General features: G+C 74.5%; 11 protein-coding genes and 1 pseudogene. 6 read left to right on the top strand and 6 right to left on the bottom strand.

Annotated features, from left to right (window positions below; translation table 11 throughout):
* Positions 1-9: 9 nt before the first annotated feature.
* From ABGA99_RS06650 to ABGA99_RS06640, 3 genes are all read right to left on the bottom strand, one after another.
* Complete coding sequence (locus tag ABGA99_RS06650; RefSeq protein WP_347576275.1) at positions 10-993, bottom strand: membrane dipeptidase; 984 nt, start codon at positions 991-993, stop codon at positions 10-12.
* A 64-nt stretch (positions 994-1057) separates the two neighbouring features.
* Positions 1058-1801 (bottom strand): aspartate/glutamate racemase family protein, encoded by a 744-nt coding sequence (locus ABGA99_RS06645; protein ID WP_347582296.1) that lies wholly within the window; start codon positions 1799-1801, stop codon positions 1058-1060.
* A 200-nt stretch (positions 1802-2001) separates the two neighbouring features.
* Positions 2002-2847, bottom strand: a complete 846-nt coding sequence (locus tag ABGA99_RS06640) for an IclR family transcriptional regulator (protein WP_347582295.1) — start codon at positions 2845-2847, stop codon at positions 2002-2004.
* Between the two features lie 151 nt (positions 2848-2998).
* Between ABGA99_RS06640 and ABGA99_RS06635 the strand changes: the two are divergent.
* The 4 genes and pseudogenes from ABGA99_RS06635 to ABGA99_RS06620 form a co-directional block, all read left to right on the top strand.
* Positions 2999-3217, top strand: a pseudogene (locus tag ABGA99_RS06635) (hypothetical protein); the annotation flags it as partial.
* 131 nt (positions 3218-3348) lie between these two features.
* The gene (locus ABGA99_RS06630) at positions 3349-5529 is read left to right on the top strand and encodes a molybdopterin oxidoreductase family protein (RefSeq protein ID WP_347582294.1); all 2181 of its coding nucleotides are present in this window, start codon (positions 3349-3351) and stop codon (positions 5527-5529) included.
* Positions 5530-5642: 113 nt separating this feature from the next.
* The gene (locus ABGA99_RS06625) at positions 5643-7004 is read left to right on the top strand and encodes an FAD-dependent oxidoreductase (protein ID WP_347582293.1); all 1362 of its coding nucleotides are present in this window, start codon (positions 5643-5645) and stop codon (positions 7002-7004) included.
* A complete protein-coding gene (locus tag ABGA99_RS06620) occupies positions 7001-8209 on the top strand; it encodes an FAD-dependent oxidoreductase (protein WP_347576280.1) in 1209 nt (402 codons plus the stop codon). The genes ABGA99_RS06625 and ABGA99_RS06620 overlap by 4 nt, the downstream gene beginning before the upstream one ends.
* 125 nt (positions 8210-8334) lie before the next feature.
* Here ABGA99_RS06620 and ABGA99_RS06615 read toward each other — a convergent pair whose 3' ends face one another.
* From ABGA99_RS06615 to ABGA99_RS06605, 3 genes are all read right to left on the bottom strand, one after another.
* Complete coding sequence (locus ABGA99_RS06615; RefSeq protein ID WP_347582344.1) at positions 8335-10575, bottom strand: glycosyl hydrolase; 2241 nt, start codon at positions 10573-10575, stop codon at positions 8335-8337.
* A gap of 272 nt (positions 10576-10847) precedes the next feature.
* The gene (locus ABGA99_RS06610; RefSeq protein ID WP_347576282.1) at positions 10848-11699 is read right to left on the bottom strand and encodes an SAM-dependent methyltransferase; all 852 of its coding nucleotides are present in this window, start codon (positions 11697-11699) and stop codon (positions 10848-10850) included.
* A gap of 435 nt (positions 11700-12134) precedes the next feature.
* Positions 12135-13241, bottom strand: coding sequence for a helix-turn-helix domain-containing protein (locus tag ABGA99_RS06605; RefSeq protein WP_347582292.1), 1107 nt, complete (start codon positions 13239-13241; stop codon positions 12135-12137).
* Between the two features lie 189 nt (positions 13242-13430).
* Between ABGA99_RS06605 and ABGA99_RS06600 the strand changes: the two genes are divergently transcribed.
* A complete protein-coding gene (locus ABGA99_RS06600; protein WP_347582291.1) occupies positions 13431-16535 on the top strand; it encodes a BTAD domain-containing putative transcriptional regulator in 3105 nt (1034 codons plus the stop codon).
* 223 nt (positions 16536-16758) lie between these two features.
* On the top strand, positions 16759-17766 hold the full coding sequence (locus ABGA99_RS06595) for a hypothetical protein (RefSeq protein ID WP_347582290.1): 1008 nt from the start codon (positions 16759-16761) through the stop codon (positions 17764-17766).
* Positions 17767-17780: the final 14 nt, after the last annotated feature.

Raw genomic sequence — 17780 nt, 5'->3', positions numbered from 1 at the left:
GCGGCCGCGTCAGCCCTGCGGTCCCGGCCGGAAGCCCTCGTCGAAGACCCGGACCCAGTTGCCGCCCGAGATCAGCTCGGTCTCCCGCTCGCCGAACCCGCGGCGGCGCAGCTCCGCGAGCACGTCGGCGTAGCCGCTGCCCGCGGCGAACCACTCGGGGAAGTCGACCTGGCCGGAGATCGGCACCATGGGCTTGCGGCTCCACCGCCCCTGGCGCCACCAGTGCAGTTCCTCGTCGCCCTGGCCCGCGTAGTAGTCGGAGGCGAGGCCGACGTGCTCGACGCCGATCAGCTCGGCGGTGTACGCGACCATGTCGCAGAAGTCGGCGACGGTGCAGGCCTGCCCGTTCGGCGCCAGCCGCGGGTACATGCTCAGCCCGACGACCCCGCCCTGCTGTGCCGACTCCTTCAGCACGGTGTCGGACTTGTTGCGGAAGGCGAGTTCGACGTCCTCGCCGACGAACGCGCGCGGGTTGGCGTGCGTGATCATGACGGGCCGCTCGGAGGTCTCGATCGCCTCCAGCGAGGTCCGCTCGTTGCAGTGGGAGATGTCGACGAGCATCCCCACCCGGTTCATCTCCCGGATGAGGTTCACGCCGTAGGTGCGCGAGAGCCCCGCGTGGTCCGCCTCCCAGCAGCCGGCCCCGGCGGAGTTCTGGGTGTTGTACGTGAGCTGGGCGATCCGCACACCGGCCTGGTGGAACGCGCCGACGAGGTCGAGGTCGTCCTCGAACGGGCTGCTGTTCTGGAAGCCGAGCACGACCGCCGTGCGGCCGTCGCGGTCCGCGGCGCGGATGTCGTCGGCGGAGCGGCCCTCGCAGAGCAGGTCGGCGTGCTCGGCGAGATGCCGCTGCCAGCGGCCGACCTCCCGCATGGTCTCGGTGGAGTCCTCCCAGATGGCCACGGTGACGTGCACGGCGGTGAGGCCGGCGGCGCGCCACTCCTCGAAGCGTTCCCGGGCGGGCTTGTTGAACTGCAGTGCGTCTACGAGCACGGTCCTGTTCCTCTGCGGTGCGGTGGGGTGTGGTGCGACGGGCCGACAGGCCGGCGGGGTGCGCTCAGCCGGGCAGGCCGGAGAGGTCCGGGATGCCGCCGAGCCGGCCGAGGGCCGGCAGCTCGTCCCGCAGCCCCAGGTGGCGCAGGGCCCGCCAGAGGGAGGACTGATTGCTCGTCACGACCGGGATCCCGGTGTCGAGTTCGAGGTACGGCAGCACCTCGAAGGTCCGGAACGTGCCGCAGGAGATGAGGAGCGCGTCCGCGTCGGGCGCCGCCTTGTGCAGCCGGCGGCCGAGCCGGTAGGCGCTGTCGGCGTCGTGCACGCTGGCCTCGTACGGGTCGGTGAGCTGCAGGCCCTCCATCGCCACCACCTCGAAGCCGAGGGCGGTGAGGTAGGTGCGCAGGGACTCGTTGACCTCGTCGGTGTAGATGGTGCCCACGGCGACCTTCGTCGCGCCGAGGGCGCGGAGGGCGTCGTTGGCCGCCTGCTGCATGGTGATCGCCGGTACGCCGGTGACGGCGGTGATCTCGCCCGTGACCTTCTCGTCGGTGCCCGGACCCGGGATGAAGGTGCCGGGGGCGCCGCACTGCACGATCAGGTCCACCTTCGCGGTGGCCAACTGCCGCGACGCCTCGACGACCTGGCTCATCATCTCCCGCAGCCCGGCGGCGTCGACGCGCGGGACGATGGTCCGGGCGTCGGCGAACGCCACGCCCGTAGGCGCTATTTCACGCCACTCCTCCGCTCCTTCGATCGCCGTCGCGGGGCGTATCTGCCCGATTCGTGCACGCCAGCCGAGCAACATCAGGGGCTCACCTCAAGTTCTGGGACACTGTACCAAGACTGATTGGGACACCGTACCTTCAGCTTTTGGGCAGGTCAATGGGGTGACAGTAGAAGGATGCGGGCACGAAAAAGCCGGTCAGACGCCTTCGGGGCGCCGGACCGGCCGGAACTCGCGGGTGGTACGGGGGTGCTGGGGGTGCGGTGCTGGGGGGCGGCGCGCTACGCGGGCTGGCGCCAGCGGAGGGCGATCTCCGCCGCCGCCTTCTGCAGCGCCGGCACCAGCTCCGCCATGCGCTCGTCGGTGAGCCGGGCCTCGGGCCCGTAGATGCTGAGGGCGGCGACGAGGCTGCCCTGCCTGCCGATGGGGACGGCCACGCCGCAGCCGCCGGCGATCCACTCGCTGCGGCTCAGCGCGTAACCGTTCGCGCCGACCTCGGCGACCTGTCCCAGAATCCGGTCCGCGGCCGTCTCGTCCGGGCCTTCGGCCACGTGCTCCCCCACCAGCCGGCGGAGTTCGTCCGCGGGCAGCAGGGACATCAGGACCCGGCCGGTGGCACCGGAGAAGAGCGAGTAGGGCCGGCCCACGCCGGTGATCAGCCGCAGCGGCTGCGAGCTCTCGGCCTCGTGCACGGTGACGCGGCGGCCGTCGACGATGGTGGAGATGCAGGCGGTCTCGCCGGTCACCGCGGCGATCCGTGCGGTGGTGCCGGTCGCGGCGCTGACCAGGTCGCTGTTGTCCGCGTGCTTCCAGGCGAGGGTGAGCGCGGCGGGCCCGACGACGTACTTGCGGGTGGCCTCGTCCGCGACGGCCAGCCCCACCTTCTCCAGGGAGGCGAGGATGCGCTGCGTGGAGCTCTTGCTGATCGCGAGGTCGCGGCTCAGCTCACGCACGCCGCGCGGGCGGTCGGCTTCCGCGATGGCCTTGAGCACCATGAGCGCGTGGTCCACGATCTGTACGGTCCCGGGCCCCTGCGCGCCCTGCGCACCCCGTCCCGCGCCGGCGGCCGCCTCCGCGCCGCCCTGCCCGGCCGGGGCCGCCGGCTCCGACGCCTGTCCGGTCGCCATCGAGCCCGGTCCTCTCCCTCGCGGGCGCTCTCTGCACCGCCAGGAAGTATCACACAGGGCCCCGTGAGCAGTCACTTCACGGTCCCGGCCGCCCCGGGGAAGCGGGGCGGCGGTCCGGGTCAGGGCGTCCGGGTCCGGGGCGGCGGGCGCCGCGGCGATGCGGCTGCTGGGGCGGTCCGCCTGGTACGCACCGGCCGGGCTGCGCAGGCTGCACGCGAAGATCGGGCTGAGCGAGGGGCCGAAGGCGGCGTCGGCGGAGGGGACGGAGCCGGCCGGAACCCCGGAGTCCACCGATGCTCCGGTCTCCGTCGAGGTCTCCGAGCCCGCGCAGGTCCGGGACGCGGAGCGCCGGGAACCGGCGGGCGCCTAGCTCCCGGAATGCCCGATCTCCCCCGGCGTGGGCGGGAATTAGCAGCAAGCTGTCAATTCCCGCCCGCGCCCTTCGCGGGCGATGATGCCCGTACGGCTCCGAAGCGGTGACGCCTGAAGTGGGGTATCCGGATGGGCAGTGGCTCGCGCGCACCGTACTCGCCGACCCCGCTCCCGCCACCCGGGCCCGCGGTGCCCACGCACTGCCCGTACTGCGCACTGCAGTGCGGCACCCGCCTGCGGCCCGGCGCCACCCCCGCGGAACCGCTGCACGTCGAGCCGGACGCCGACTTCCCCGTCAACCAGGGCGGCCTGTGCCAGAAGGGCTGGACCGCCCCCGCCGTCCTGCGCGCCCCCGACCGGCTGCGCACCCCTCTCCTGCGCGACCGCACCGGCCGTCTCACCCCCGCCGGCTGGGGCCAGGCTCTGGACACCGTCGCCGCCCGGCTGGCGGAGATACGCGCCGCGCACGGCCCCGACTCCGTCGCCGTCTTCGGCGGCGGCGGACTGACGAACGAGAAGGCGTACCTGCTCGGCAAGTTCGCCCGCGTGGCCCTCGGCACCCGGATGATCGACTACAACGGCCGGTTCTGCATGTCCTCCGCCGCCGCGGCGGGCGTCGCGGCCTTCGGCCTGGACCGCGGGCTGCCGTTCCCCGTCACCGACCTCGGCGAGGCCGACACCGTCCTCCTCGCCGGCGCCAACCCCGCCGAGACCATGCCCCCGTTGATGCGCCACCTCAACAAGGCCGGCGCCCTCGTCGTCATCGACCCGCGCCGTACCGCCACCGCCGAGCGGGCCGCGCTCCACCTGGCCCCCGCCCCCGGCACCGACCTCGCGCTCGCGCTCGGGCTGCTGCACATCGCCGTCACCGAGGGGCGGCACGACGAGGAGTACGTCCTGGCCCGTACCGTCGGCTTCCGCGCCGCGTGGCGGCGGGCGGCGGGCTGGTGGCCGGAGCGCGTGGAGCTGGTGACCGGCGTCCCGGCCGACGCGCAGCGGGAGGCGGTGCGGCTGCTGAGCGAGGCGCGGCGCGCGTACGTCCTCAGCGGGCGCGGCGCCGAGCAGCACAGCAAGGGCACGGACACGGTGGCGGCGTTCGTCAACTTCGCGCTGGCGCTGGGGCTGCCGGGGCGGCCCGGCTCCGGGTACGGGTGCCTGACCGGGCAGGGCAACGGGCAGGGAGGCCGCGAACACGGGCAGAAGGCGGACCAGTTGCCCGGCTACCGGCACATCACGGACCCCGGGGCGCGGGCGCACGTCGCCGAGGTGTGGGGCGTGGCTCCGGAGAGCCTGCCGGGTCCCGGGCTGAGCGCCGCGGAGCTGCTGACCGCCCTGGGCACGCCGGGCGGGCCGCGGGCGCTGCTGGTGTTCGGCTCGAACCCGGTGGTCTCGGCGCCGGACGCGGCGCGGGTCCAGCGCCGGCTGGCGGAGCTGGACCTGCTGGTCGTCGCGGACTTCGTGCCGTCGGAGACCGCGACGATGGCCGACGTCGTGCTGCCCGTGACGCAGTGGGCCGAGGAGGAGGGCACGCTCACCAACCTGGAGGGCCGCGTCCTGCGCCGCCACCGCGCCGTGACGCCGCCGCCGGGCGTACGCGGTGACCTGGACGTGCTCCACGACCTCGCCGTCCGCCTCGGCGAGCCGCCCGACCGCTTCCCGGCAGAACCGCGCCGCGTCTTCGACGAACTCCGCCGCGCCTCCCGCGGCGGCACCGCCGACTACAGCGGCGTCAGCTACGACCGCCTGGACGCCGGCGAGGCGCTCCACTGGCCCTGCCCCGCCACCCCCGACGGCGAGGCCCCCCACCCCGGCACCCCGCGGCTCTTCCTCGACCGCTTCGCCCACCCGGACGGCAAGGCGCGCTTCCAGGACGTCGACCACCGCGAGCCGGCCGACGCGCGCGACGACCGCTTCCCGCTGTGGGCCACGACGGGCCGGCAGCTCGCGCACTACCAGTCGGGCGCGCAGACCCGCCGGGTGCCGGAGCTGGTACGGGCCGCGCCGGAGACGACGGTGGAGATCCACCCGGACACGGCGGCACGCGCGGGCCTTGCGGAGGGCGAGCTGGCGCGGGTGCGCTCGGCGCGCGGGGCGGTGCTGGCGCGGGTGCGGCTGGTGGCGACGCTGCGGACGGACACGGTGTTCCTGCCGTTCCACTTCCCGGGCCACGGGCGGGCGAACCTGCTGACGGGTACGGCGCTGGACCCGCGCAGCCGGATGCCGGAGTTCAAGGTGAGCGCGGTGAGCGTGGAGCCGGTGGAGCTGCCGGAGCGGGTGCGGGAGCCGGCGGTGCGGGGCGCGGCGGGATGAGGGGTACGGGGACGGGGCGCAGGAGACGACGGGCGGCGGGCGACGACCGAGGCGCGCAACCCGCGGCCGGGGAAGGCCGGTTCCGGACCGACGGGAGCGCCCCGGCCCGCATCGTGATCGTCGGCGGCGGCCCCGTGGGCCACCGCGTCGCCGAACGCCTGCGCCACCACGGCCACGAAGGACCCGTCACCCTCCTCGACGCCGAACCCGGCCCCGCGTACCACCGCGTCCTCCTCCCCTCCCTCCTCGACGGCAGCCTCACTCCCGCCGACCTCCGGCTGCCGGACCTCCCGGACGTCACCCTCCGCCACGGCGTCTCCGCGGCCGGCGTCGACCGCCGCCTGCGGCAGGTGCGTACGACCGCACACGACCGGCTCCCGTACGACACCCTCGTGCTGGCCACCGGCGCACGCCCGCACCTCCCGCCCGTCCCCGGCCTGCGGCACGCCTCGGGCTGGCTGATCGACGGCGTCACCGGGCTGCGTTCGCTCACGGACTGCACGCGCGTGCGCGGCGACGAGGCCGTCGTCCTCGGCGGCGGCCCGCTGGGCGTGGAGACCGCGGCGGCGCTGCGCCGCGGCGGCCGCCGGGTCACGCTGGTGCACCCGGGCCCGTACCCGCTGGACGACCGCCTCGACGCCGAGGCCGGGGAGCTGCTGACGCGGCATCTGGCGGGGCTGGGCGTCGAGTTGGAGCTGGGCCGGGTGGCCGCCGAGGTGCAGCCGGGGAAGGTCGTGCTCGACGACGAATGGCCGCTGGCCTGGGACACCCTCCTGTGCTGCACGGGGGTCCGCCCCCGCACGGGGCTCGCGGAGGCGGCGGGTCTGGCGGTACGGACCGGGGTGCTGACCGACGACGAGGGCCGCACGAACGACCCGGCGATCCGCGCGGTCGGCGACTGTACGGAGTCCGCGGGTTCGCTGCTCACGGGCTGGGAGCAGGCGGAGGCGGTGGCGAGATCGCTGACGGGCAACCCGGCGCCGCAGGGGCTCTCCGGCCGGCGCCGGCCGGTGTTCCGGCTGCGGGTGCCGGGGCTGACGCTGGGGGTGCTGGGCGACGGGAAGAGCGGCGCGGGGGACGAGATCGTCACGTACCGCGACCCGGCCCGCGGCCGCTACGCGCGGCTGTCGCTCGACACCACGGGCCGCCTGAGAACGGCCGTCCTGGCCGGCCTCCCCCAGGCCCTGGCCACCCTCACCCAGCTCTACGCCACGGACACCCCCCTCCCGGAAAGCCGCCTCGCCCTCCTCCTGGGCCGCCCCGCCCCGCGCACGGGCCCGCTGCCGGAACTGCCGCCGGAGGCGGTGGTGTGCCGGTGCAACAACGTGACCAAGGGGGCGCTGGCGGAGGCGTGGGAGGAGGGTGCCCGGACGCCGGAGGCGCTGACGGAGGCGACGAGGGCGACGACGGGGTGCGGTTCGTGCACGGAGGAGGTCCGCGAGATGTGCACGCAGTTCGCGGGAAGCACACCATGAACCGCCTGCTGGTCATCGGCTACGGCATGACGGCACACCGCCTGGTGGCGGAACTGCGCTCCCGGGACCGGAAGAACCGCTGGCGGATCGTGGTACTGGGCGAGGAGCGGCACGGGGCGTACAACCGCATAGGGCTGACGGACAGACTGCGGGGCGTACGGGAAGCGGACCTGAAGCTGGGAGGCCAGGACGACCAGGGAGTCCAGGTCCGTACGCACACGAGAGCGGCGGCGATCGACAGACGGGCACACGAGGTGGTGACGGCAGAGGGCGAACGCCTGCCGTACGACGCCCTGGTGCTGGCGACGGGGGCGACCCCGGCGAGACCGCCGCTGCCGGGGGCGGAGCTGCGGGGCTGCTACGTCTACCGGACGCTGGACGACGTCAACGCGATCCGCAGGGCGGCGGAGACCGCACCCGGGAAAAGGGCGGTCATCGTGGGCGGGGGCCTCCTGGGCCTGGAGACGGCGGAGGCACTCCGCCGCCACCTGGGCGTACGCCCCCACGTGGTGGAGGCGGCCCGCCACCTGATGCCGGCGCAACTGGACCCGACGGCGGCGGACCTGCTGGCAACGGGCCTGAGCAAAAGGGGAATCCACCTCCACGCGGGGCTGCCGCTGAAGTCCGTCGACGCGGGGCCGGACGGGGCGGCGACGGGCGTCACCCTGGCGGACGAAACCCGCCTCAGGGCAGACCTGGTGATCTTCACCGCGGGCACCCGCCCCCGCGACGACCTGGCGGCGGGCGCGGACCTCCCCCGGGGCAACAGGGGCGGCTACCTGGTGGACGACGACTGCCGCACCCCGGACCCGGCCATCTGGGCGATCGGCGACTGCGCGGCGATCCACGGCCGCCGCACGGGCACGGTGGCCCCGGGCTACCACATGGCAGCAACAGTGGCCGGCCACCTCCTGGACAACCCCACCCCGCCACCCCCGCTGTCCCCCGCGGAACCCTCGACGGTGCTGAAACTCCCGGGCGTAGAGGTGGCCAGCATGGGCAACCCCCACGCCACGGGGGACGGCACGATAGAACTCACCTACGCCCACCCCGCCCCCACCCCGCGCTACGCCAAACTCATCCTGGACCCGGAAGCGAACACCCTCCAGGCAGCCATCCTCCTGGGCCACCCACAGGCCTACCCCCGCCTCCACGCCCTGATAGGCCAGGAACTCCCGGCCCCCGCAGAACAACTCCTCACCTGAACCCGGACGGCTTCAGACCTGCACGCGCAGCCCGCGTCCGGGTCTCCCTCCCCCGAGGTGCGCCCCGCGCCGCCCGCGGGGTCGGGGTTCGGGGCGGCGCGGGGCACGGGCGGGGGCTGACTCGGTCAGCCGGTTCCGGTGGCGGAGGAGCGGGGCGGGACCCTCAGGGTCCTGCCGTCGGAGAAGGTCACCGTCTGTTCGGTGGCGCCGTAGTTGTGGGCCGCGTACGTCTTCGTGCCGCCCGTCGCGAAGACCGCCGCCGTCGGGCTGTCCGCCGTCACCGTGGTGTCCGGGGCGCCCGTCGCCGCCAGGGTGTGGATCCAGTGGTAGACGTGCGCCCACGACTCGCCGGCTTCCGGCGCGTACGTGCCGCCGCCGCCCGCCGCGTACGCCTGGCGGGCCGCGGCCGGGTCGCTGAGGGCCTGGAACTCCCAGAGGAGTTCGCGCCACTCGACCGCCGGGCCGCCGTTCTCGCGTTCCATCTCCGCGAGGTTGCGGTCGATCGCCGCCTTGTCGCGGGCCAGGTGCAGCGAGGCGCCGGTGACCGGGAGGACGTTGATGCCGTGGATCTCCTCCGGGTTGCCGGTCCACCACGTGGCGTGCGCGCCGCCGGCGCTCCACACCATGCCCAGCGTGTTGTGCTGGAAGTCCGCCGGGAAGGCGTCCTCGTCGGCGTCGAACCAGTAGGCGCGTACCGCCTCGGACTCCGTCGTCAGCAGATACACGCCGAGGTCGCGCAGCTCCGTGTCGCCCGTGGCGGCGCCGAACATGATCAGGCCGGCGCTGAGGTTGACCGACTCCGAGGACGCCTCCTGGTTGTTGCCCGCCGCGAAGCCCGCGTGTCCTGCGGCCCAGCTGTGGCCGGCGTAGACGTCGAAGCCCCGCAGGAACGGGTAGCGGTCGCCGTCGCGGGCCGGGTTGGCGGCGTCGGCGATCAGTTCGCGGACCATGCCGCCCCAGGCGGAGTCCGCGGCCCAGGCGGGGTCGTACTGGGCGACGACGGCGGCGGCCATGACGTAGTAGCCGTAGTGGAAGTGATGGTCGTTCAGCTCGGTGTCGCTGCCGTACGAGGCCGGGTAGCCGGTGAGGGTCTTCCACACCGCGTCGTACGAGAACTCCGTCTCGCCGCCCGCCGTGAACCACTCCTCCAGCCGCGACTTCATCACCCCGAGGATCTTGTCCCGCGCCTGGACCGCGCCCACCTGGTCGGCGATCGGCACGACCTGCGCGAGCCGGCCGAGCGCCTTGCCGGTCCAGTACGTGTCGGCGCGGCCGATGGCGGCGGTGTCGGCGACCTCGTCGACGAAGGCGGTCACCCGCCCCTGGTCCACCCCGCCCGACTTCGGCAGTGCGGGCAGGACGCCGGTGACGTCCTGGGAGGTGGTGAAGGAGGCGCCCTCGCGGACCTTCATCGTGCCGCGCGGCGAGACGTACTCGTACGCCGTGAGCCGGTCGGAGGTGTGCTTCCACTGGTGCGGGTAGAGCGCCTGGAGGGTGCCGGTCTCGGTGCCTTCGCGGGCCTCGGTCTGCAGGGTGTACGTGGCGTTCATCCGGCCCTGGTCCTGCGCGTAGTCCCAGTCGACGCGGGAGCCGGTGACGAAGCTGAAGGCGTAGCGGCTGAAGGTCTCGAAGGCGCCGGGGTCCGGCAGGACGGCGACGGAGTAGTAGTCCTTGCCGCCGAGGTCGGCGGCAAGGGTGCTGCCGGAGACGGTCCAGTCGCTGCCGGTGGGGGCGAAGAGCGCGTAGTGCTTGCCGCCGACGGTGATGCCGAGGGCGTTGCCGTCGTCGGCGAAGACCTGGGGCGTGGCGGCGGCGGTGATCTGCGCGGCGCCGCCGGTGGCCTCGGCGTAGACGTACGGGCTGCCGTGGCCGATGGTGGCGCGCAACGTGCGGCCGCCGCCGGCCCAGTAGGGGCTGACGGTCCAGTCGGACCAGCCGTCCGCCTTGGCGTCGGGTGAGTTGAGGCCGGCGACGCCGAGGGTGAGGTCGGCCTTGTGCTGGAACTCGTACTGCACGCCGCCGCCGACGACGACGTGCTCGGTGGCGTACCCGACCTCAAGACCGCCGGCCACGGCGCGGTAGCTGAGCGGGTGGCCGAACATGGGCAGGGAGTACGGATTGTCCGCGGCCCGCTGGAAGGCGAGCGACGACCACCAGTCGTTCGTCGGTACGGGCCGGTCCGCGACCCGCTCGGTCACCTTCGGCGACACCGGCTGCCCGGCGTTGTCGACGGGCCCGGAGGTGCCGGGCGGCCGGGTGTCGGAGTAGCTCCCCCGCCCGACCGGTATCTCGGCGGCGGCCGCCGGCCCGGCGGGCAGTGCGGTCCCGGCGGCGACGGTGGCGGCGGCGGTGAGGGCAAGGAGGATGCGTCTGCGCTTCGGATGTGGTCCCACGAGCTGCGTACCTCGCAATGAGTGGGGGACAGAGGAGGGTGAGAGCGCTCTCAGAGGGGCGTCGCAGAAACTAGAGCCGTCTGAAACCGCTGTCAACACCTCTCGTCAGGACTCAACCCGACGTCCCCTCATGCGCGTTCAGTTTCTGAACGCAGCATCGCGGGCCGGTGCGGACGAAGCCGGCCCGGCTGCACGGGAGGGGGAACCTCCCGTGCAGCCGGGCCGAAGGCGTCGTGCGGTCCGCGTCAGGGCTTGCGGAGGAGACCGCCGTACTCGTACAGCCTGTTGCTCTCCTTCGTGATGCCCACGTACTCCGTCAGCTCCGGCGGGACCGGCGGCAGCGGCGGCTGCGACGGGTCCGGGCGCCACTCGGCCAGGTTCACCATGCCCGGGCGGACCGGCTCCAGGCCGTCGGTGAAGGCGTCGACCTGCTGGGGGGTGCGGGTCTGCCACGGGACCCGGTTGTTGTTCATGTACTCGGACGTGACCCGGGCGTGGTCCTCGTCGTCGGTGACGACCTGGGAGAGCGCGAGGTAACTGCCCGGCGCGGCACGGTCGATGACGGTACGCAGGATGGTGCGCGGATCGTCGGCGTCGACCAGGTGGTGGGGCACGGAGAGGAAGAAGATGGCGAGCGGCTCGTTGAAGTCGATGAGCCGCTGGAGGTCCGGGTGGCCGAGGACGACCTCCTGGTCGCGCATGTCGGCCGTGATCACCACGGTGGAGTCGTCGTCGGCGAGCAGCGCGCGGCCGTGGGCGAGGACGATGGGGTCGATGTCGACGTAGACGACGTGCGTGGACTTGTCGAACTCCTGCGCCACCTGGTGCACGTTGTTGTTCGTGGGCAGGCCGCAGCCCATGTCGATGAACTGCCGGATCCCGCACTCCTGCGCGAGGTAGCGCACCGCGCGGTAGAGGAAGAGCCGGTTCTGCCGGGTGATGTCGACGCCCTCGGGGAACCGCGGCAGCCCGGCGCGGATCATGTCGCGGTCGACCTCGTAGTTGTCCTTGCCGCCCAGCATCCAGTCGTAGGCGCGGGCGGAGGTGGGGCGGTCGGTCGGGATGCCGGGTATCGCGGGTCCTTCAGCAGGCGTCACTGCCCACTCTCCTCGTCTCGTCACGGCCGAACATACCTACGTACGACGGAAGTTGAGACTATCCGCTTCTGCCCACCCCGACCACCGGAACCCGGCCGCCGCTCAAGTCCCACGCCCGGCACCGCGCGCGGAGGCCGGCGGCCTCCCTCGCGGCGAAGGGCGGCCGGAGGTGCCGGGCACCGGGCACGGGGCGTTGACCGGGGGGTTTGCGGTGGGGGGCAAAAGGCTGGCTCGCGCGGGGCCCGGCGGGTGATCGTGGTGGCGCAACGCGGAGGGCCGGGTGGACACGGCCCGGCCCTTCCGTTGCAGCCCGGTGCGGGACCGCGCGGGGAGTGCACGAACGGGAGATTCGTACCATGCGAGGCGAAGCGGGCCGGGCTCACCACGGGCGAGGGCGCCGGGCTGCGGAACGCCGGAGCCCGCACGGTCTGCCGGTCAGCCCGGCGGACGCCGCACCGCGGCCGGCTGCCGGGCCGTTCGCCGGTCCGCCGCCCGCCGCGCGCCCCGCGGGACCTCCGCGGACTCGGCGGCCCCGGCGGCCTCCGCCGCCGCGCGCAGCACCGCCGCGCCCGCCGGGGTGAGCGTGTGCAGCACCGAACCGCCGTCGCGGACCGTCGCGATCAGGCCCGCGTCGCGCAGCGTGCCCGCGTGGCGGCTGGCCGCGGAGGCGGAGACGCCGGTGGTACGGGCGAGTTCACCCGTCGTCGCGCCGTGCGCGGTGGCGTACAGGACGGCCGCCCGGGCCCGGCCGAGGAGAGCGGCGAGCCGCTGCTCCGAGGAATGACCGGGACCGGGGGGTACGGGGGCCGGCCGGTGGTGGACCGGGTACCAGAGGACAGGCGGGAGTTCGGGGTCCGCAAGGCTCACGGGGGCGTCGGCTGCGAAGTACGACGGCACGAGCGTCAGACCCCGCCCGTCCAGCCGAAGGTCCCGGTCCACCCCGGCCGGGTAGCGCACCTCCAGCACCGGCGCGCGCCAGCGCATCGCCGGGGCGAGGCCCGCGAGCATGCCGTCGGCGCCGCCGCTCAGCAGCCCGCGGAAGCGGGCGGTCCGCTCGGCTTCGAGCCGGGCCTGCATGTGGTCGGTCCAGGGTTCGACGACGGCTTCGTAGTACGCGCGCAGCAGCCGTACGAACTCCCCGCGCTCCGCCGGCTCCGCCAGCCGCGGCGCCCACGCCGGGGCGCCGACCGTACGGGCGAGGCGGCCGACTTCGCCGCGCACCCGGCCCGGTGGCGCGGCGAGCAGCAGCTCCGCGCCCTCGCGGAACGACGAGACGGCCGCACCCGGCGCCTGACCGGGCGTCAGGAAGTCCGGGAAGTACCGCGCCCGCGGGTACAGCGGGAGCAGGGTCTCGCGCACCGCGCGCTCCAGACCCCTCTCGCGCAGCATCCGGCGCGCCGTCCGGTACCACGCGGCGTGGACGTACCGGCCCTTGCGCGTCTGCAGCCGGTGCAGGCTGACGGCGATCTCCCAGAGCGGATCCGGCGCGTCGGCGACGCGCGTCCTGGCCAGGTCGGCGTCGCGGAAGTGAATGCGGAGCATGATCGTCCCCCGATCGATGAGACCCGGCCTGCGCGGGCATCGTCGATCGCGAGGCCGTCCCCCGTGTGACGGCCCCCGCGGCCGGTGACGTCCTCCACGATGCGGAACGGACCTGGCACGAACCTTGCAGGCACCTAGAATCCCCTGGTGGCGCCGCCGGGCGGGCGGCCTGGCAGACGAGGGACGTGCATGGAGTTTCACCTGCTGGGCGGGATCGAGGCCGTGGCGGCCGACGGCCGCCCGGTCGACCTCGGGCCCGCACGGCAGCGGAGCGTTCTCGCCGCGCTGCTGCTCGACGAGGGCCGCGCGGTGCCCACGGCCCAGCTCGTCCACCGGGTGTGGGGGTACACCGCGCCGCAACGGGCCAGGGAGACGCTGTACAGCTACCTGTCCCGCCTACGCCGTACCCTCTCCGGCTCACAGGCAACCCTCGCCCGCAGCCCGGACGGCTACGAACTGGCCGTCGGAGCCGCGGACTCGGTGGACGTCCACCGCTTCCGCCTGCTCCTCACCCGGGCCCGGGCCGCGACGGACGACGCCGGGGCCGCGGACCTCTTCCGCGAGGCGCTCGCGCTCTGGCGCGGCGTGCCGTGCCCCGGCGTCGACACCCCGTGGTTCAACGGCGTACGCGACGCCCTCGCCAAGGAGTTGCTCGCCGCGGAGCTGGACGGCGCCGACGTACGGCTGCGCCTCGGCGACCACGCCGCGCTGCTGACCGTGCTCGCCGAGCGCAGCGCCGCGCACCCGCTGGACGAGCGGCTGGCCGCCCAGTACATGACCGCCCTCCACCGCTGCGGCCGCCCCGCCGACGCGCTCGACCACTACCGGCGCATCCGCCGCCTGCTCGCCGAGGAACTGGGCATCGATCCGGGGCGCCACCTGCAGCAGGTGCACCAGACGGTGCTGGGCGGCGACCCGGAGCCGAGCGTCCCGGAGTCCGCAGGGACGGCTTCGGCACGGCGGCCGGCGTCCGCGCCGCCCGCCTGGCTGGCCCAGTGCCAACTGCCTCCCGCCGTACGGGGCTTCGCCGGCCGCACCGACCTCGTCGCCCGCCTCGCGGAGCTGCTGGAGTCCCCCGACGCCGCGCCCGTCGTCGTCTCCGGCTCGCCCGGGGTCGGCAAGTCGGCGCTGGCCGTCCACCTCGGCCACCGGCTGCGGCAGGCGTTCCCGGACGGCCAGTGGTACGTACGGCTGCAGGGCACCCGCGAACGCCCCCGGGACCCCGCGGACGTCCTCGCCGGCCTGCTGCGCGTCTCCGGCGAGGACGCCGCCGCCGTCCCCGAGTCGCTGGAGGACCGCGCGGGGGCGTTCCGCGGCCGGGTAGCCGACCGCCGCGTGCTGCTGGTGCTCGACGACGCCGCGGACGCCGAGCAGGTACGCCCCCTGCTGCCCGGCACCGCGGGCGTGGCGGTGCTCGTCACCAGCCGCTCCGACCTGCGGGGCCTGACGGCCAGCCACGCGGCGCACCCCGTACCGCTGGACGTCCTGCGCCCCGGCGAGGCCAACGACCTGCTCGCCGGCATCCTCGGCGAGCAGCGCGTCGCCGCGGAGCCCGCGGCGGCGGAGCGGCTGGCGGAGCTGTGCGCCCGGCTGCCGCTGGCGCTGCGGATCGCCGCGGCCAACCTCGCGGCGCGGCCGGGGCGTTCCCTGGAGGCGTACGCGGACGAGCTGGCGGACGACGGGCGGCTGGCGAAGCTGTCCATCGCCGGCGACCGCGAGGCCGCGGTCCGTACCGCCTTCGACCACTCCTACGCCGCCCTGGAGCCCGCCGCGGCCCGGCTGTTCAGCCTGCTGGGGCTGCATCCGGGGCCGGACTTCACGGCGGCGTCGGCCGCCGCGCTGCTCGGCTGCGCACCCGCGGCGGCCCAGGAGCCGCTGGACCGGCTGGCCACCGCGGGGCTGGTGCAGCACACGGGCGCCGACCGGTTCCAGTTCCACGACCTGCTGCGCCTGTACGCCGCCGAGCGGGCGGCGGCGGACCCGGGCCACGAGGCCGCGTGGCGGCGGCTGTGCGACTGGTACCTGGCCTCGGCGGACGCCGCGACGGCCGTCAACTTCTCGGGTCTGGCCCAGCTTCCCCGCCCCCGTCAGACGTCCGGCCGGTTCCGCGACGGGCCGCAGGCGCTCACCTGGCTCGACGAGGAGCGGGCCAACCTCGTCGCGGTCGTCACCCGCGCCGCGGCGGCCGGCCCGTACGAGATCGCCTGGCAACTGGCCGACCAGTTGCGGATGTTCTTCTTCTACCGCCGCCACCAGCCCGAATGGCTGGCGACGGCCACGGCCGCGCTGCGAGCGGCGGAGGAGCACGGCGAGGTGCTGGCGCGCGGGGCGATGTACCACAGCCTGGGGCTGCTACGACAGAGCACCGGCGACCCCGACGCCGCGCTCGAAGCCCTGCTCCGCGCACTGGACGACTACCGCCTCACCGGCCGGCGGCGCGGCGAGGCGGCGATTCTCAGCAACCTGGCGGTACACGCGGGCCAGCACGGCGAGATGCGCCGGGCGCTGCACTGGCAGGACCTGGGCATGGAGGTGCTGCGCTCCCTGGACTTGCCGGTGCAACTGGGGAGCTCGCTCAACACCCTGGGCCTGATCCACATCTACCTCGGGCAGCTTGAGCGCGGGCTCGCGTGCACCACGGAGTCGATCGAGATCTGTCTGCGCCACGGGCAGGCCTCGCGCGCCACCAGCCCGCTGATCAACCGCTCCCTCGCCCTCCACCACCTGGGACGCTACGAGGAGGCCCTGGCGGACGCCAGGGAAGCGCTGCGCCTGTGCCGGAAGCACCGCGAACGCCACAACGAGGCCGACGCCCACGAGGCCGTCGCCCGCGCCCACCTCGGCAAGGGGTGCCCCGACATCGCCGAGCCCCACGCCGAACAGGCCCTCAGGACCGCCCGCGAGGTCGGCGACCCCACGGAGGAGGCGGACGCCCTGATCACCCTCGCGCGCCTGCACCGCCTGCGCGGCGATCCCACCCGGGCCGCGGACCACCTCACGGCGGCCCTGGCCATCACCCGCCGCTGCGACTTCCGCCACCAGGAGGCCGAAGTCCACGCCGCCCTGGCCCCCCTCCACCTGGCCACCGGCGAGGTGGCCACGGCCGCGGACCACGCGGAACTCGCCCTGGCGACGGCCCGCGAACTGGACCTCCCCCTGACCGCCCACCGGGCCCTGACGGCCCTGGCGGCGATCGCCCACGCGACGAACGCCCCCGACAGGGCCGCCGACCACACGGCAGAAGCCCACCGCATCGAACGTGAGACGGGCTACCACCCGAACCCGAACGCCTGACGCGGCGAAGGGGGTTCCGCGGTTCTGCGGTCCTCGTACGGGGCGCCGGTTATTACCCGTGATTAGTTTGCGGGTTGCCTTGACGGCCTTCCGCGGGTGGCGGCACAGTCCCGGTAATACGCATTAGCCGCCGCCCTTCCGGTGCCTGCTCCGTGCTCATGCGTATGAGCAGTACGCGTCGCGCAGCCGTCCCACCCCCACCGCAGCCGACAGAGGAGCCCCCATGACGCTCGACCGCCGCCGCTTCCTGCGCACCGCCTCCGCCGCGTCCGCCGTCACCGCCGGCGGTGGCGTGCTCGCCCTCGGCGGGCCCGGTGCCGCCCCGGCGGCCGCCGCGCCCGGGGGCTTTCCCGACTACCGGTACGTGCGCACGCTGCTCGTCCCCGGGCAGCTCTCCTACAACCCCAGCGGCGAGATCATCTTCCCCTGCGTCCGCGGCGTCTACGACCGCCTCTCCGCCCCGCTCGGCCGCTACTACCTTTACTACGCCCCCCACGAGAACCCCGGCGGCATCTGCCTCGCCTACGGCGACTCCCTGGAGGGGCCGTTCACCGAGTACCCGCGCAACCCGCTCGTCGGCAACGTCTGGTCCCCGCACTACAGCGTCAGCCACGTCTCCTCGCCCCACGTCATGTGGCACGCCGGCCGCCGCGAGCTGTGGCTCTACTTCCACGGCGAGAACAACACCACCCGCCTCGCCCGCTCCACGGACGGCATCCGCTTCACGTACGACAAGACCGTGCTGACCACCGCGATGCTCCCGGCCGGCACCACCGAGACCTCCTACGCCCGCGTCTTCCCCTACGACCTCCCGGGCCGCGGCGCCCGCTACGTCATGCTGTTCATGCGCAACGACCGCACCAACCACCGCGACATCGGCTGGGGCTGGTCGGCCGACGGCCGCACCTGGACGTTCGACCCCGCGCCGCTCATCGACCACGCCGCCGTCGGCGCCTCCGACGTCTCCGGCGCGCATCTGCTGGAGCGGGGCGGCAGCGCGTACGTCGTCTACCACACCGACAAGGGCAGCGGCGGGAACATCCTCATCACCGAGGTCGGCGCCGACTTCTCCCGCCGCAACCACCTCGGCGTCTTCTACGACTCCCGCGCCACGGGGCCCGAGAACGGACGCGCCGCGGCCCCGGCGTTCGGCACCGACCGCGGCGTGCCGTACATGATCTACGAGGCCGGCGAACGCCTCTCCGGCGTCATCGCCATGGCCCGCGGCTGACGCACGGCGGCGGG

It is taken from the genome of Streptomyces sp. B5E4 (assembly GCF_039871555.1).
In the GTDB taxonomy this organism is placed as follows: domain Bacteria; phylum Actinomycetota; class Actinomycetes; order Streptomycetales; family Streptomycetaceae; genus Streptomyces.
The sequence above is the reverse complement of the archived record's forward strand: the minus strand, read 5'-3'. Positions and strand labels throughout refer to the sequence as shown.

Excerpts from the sequence above, each read along its gene's own strand:
- ABGA99_RS06605 (WP_347582292.1), bottom strand. The coding sequence starts at position 13,241 with ATGCTCCGCATTCACTTCCGCGACGCCGACCTGGCCAGGACGCGCGTC.
- ABGA99_RS06600 (WP_347582291.1), top strand. The coding sequence starts at position 13,431 with ATGGAGTTTCACCTGCTGGGCGGGATCGAGGCCGTGGCGGCCGACGGC.
- ABGA99_RS06645 (WP_347582296.1), bottom strand. The coding sequence starts at position 1,801 with ATGTTGCTCGGCTGGCGTGCACGAATCGGGCAGATACGCCCCGCGACG.
- ABGA99_RS06620 (WP_347576280.1), top strand. The coding sequence starts at position 7,001 with ATGAACCGCCTGCTGGTCATCGGCTACGGCATGACGGCACACCGCCTG.
- ABGA99_RS06630 (WP_347582294.1), top strand. The coding sequence starts at position 3,349 with ATGGGCAGTGGCTCGCGCGCACCGTACTCGCCGACCCCGCTCCCGCCA.
- ABGA99_RS06595 (WP_347582290.1), top strand. The coding sequence starts at position 16,759 with ATGACGCTCGACCGCCGCCGCTTCCTGCGCACCGCCTCCGCCGCGTCC.
- ABGA99_RS06640 (WP_347582295.1), bottom strand. The coding sequence starts at position 2,847 with ATGGCGACCGGACAGGCGTCGGAGCCGGCGGCCCCGGCCGGGCAGGGC.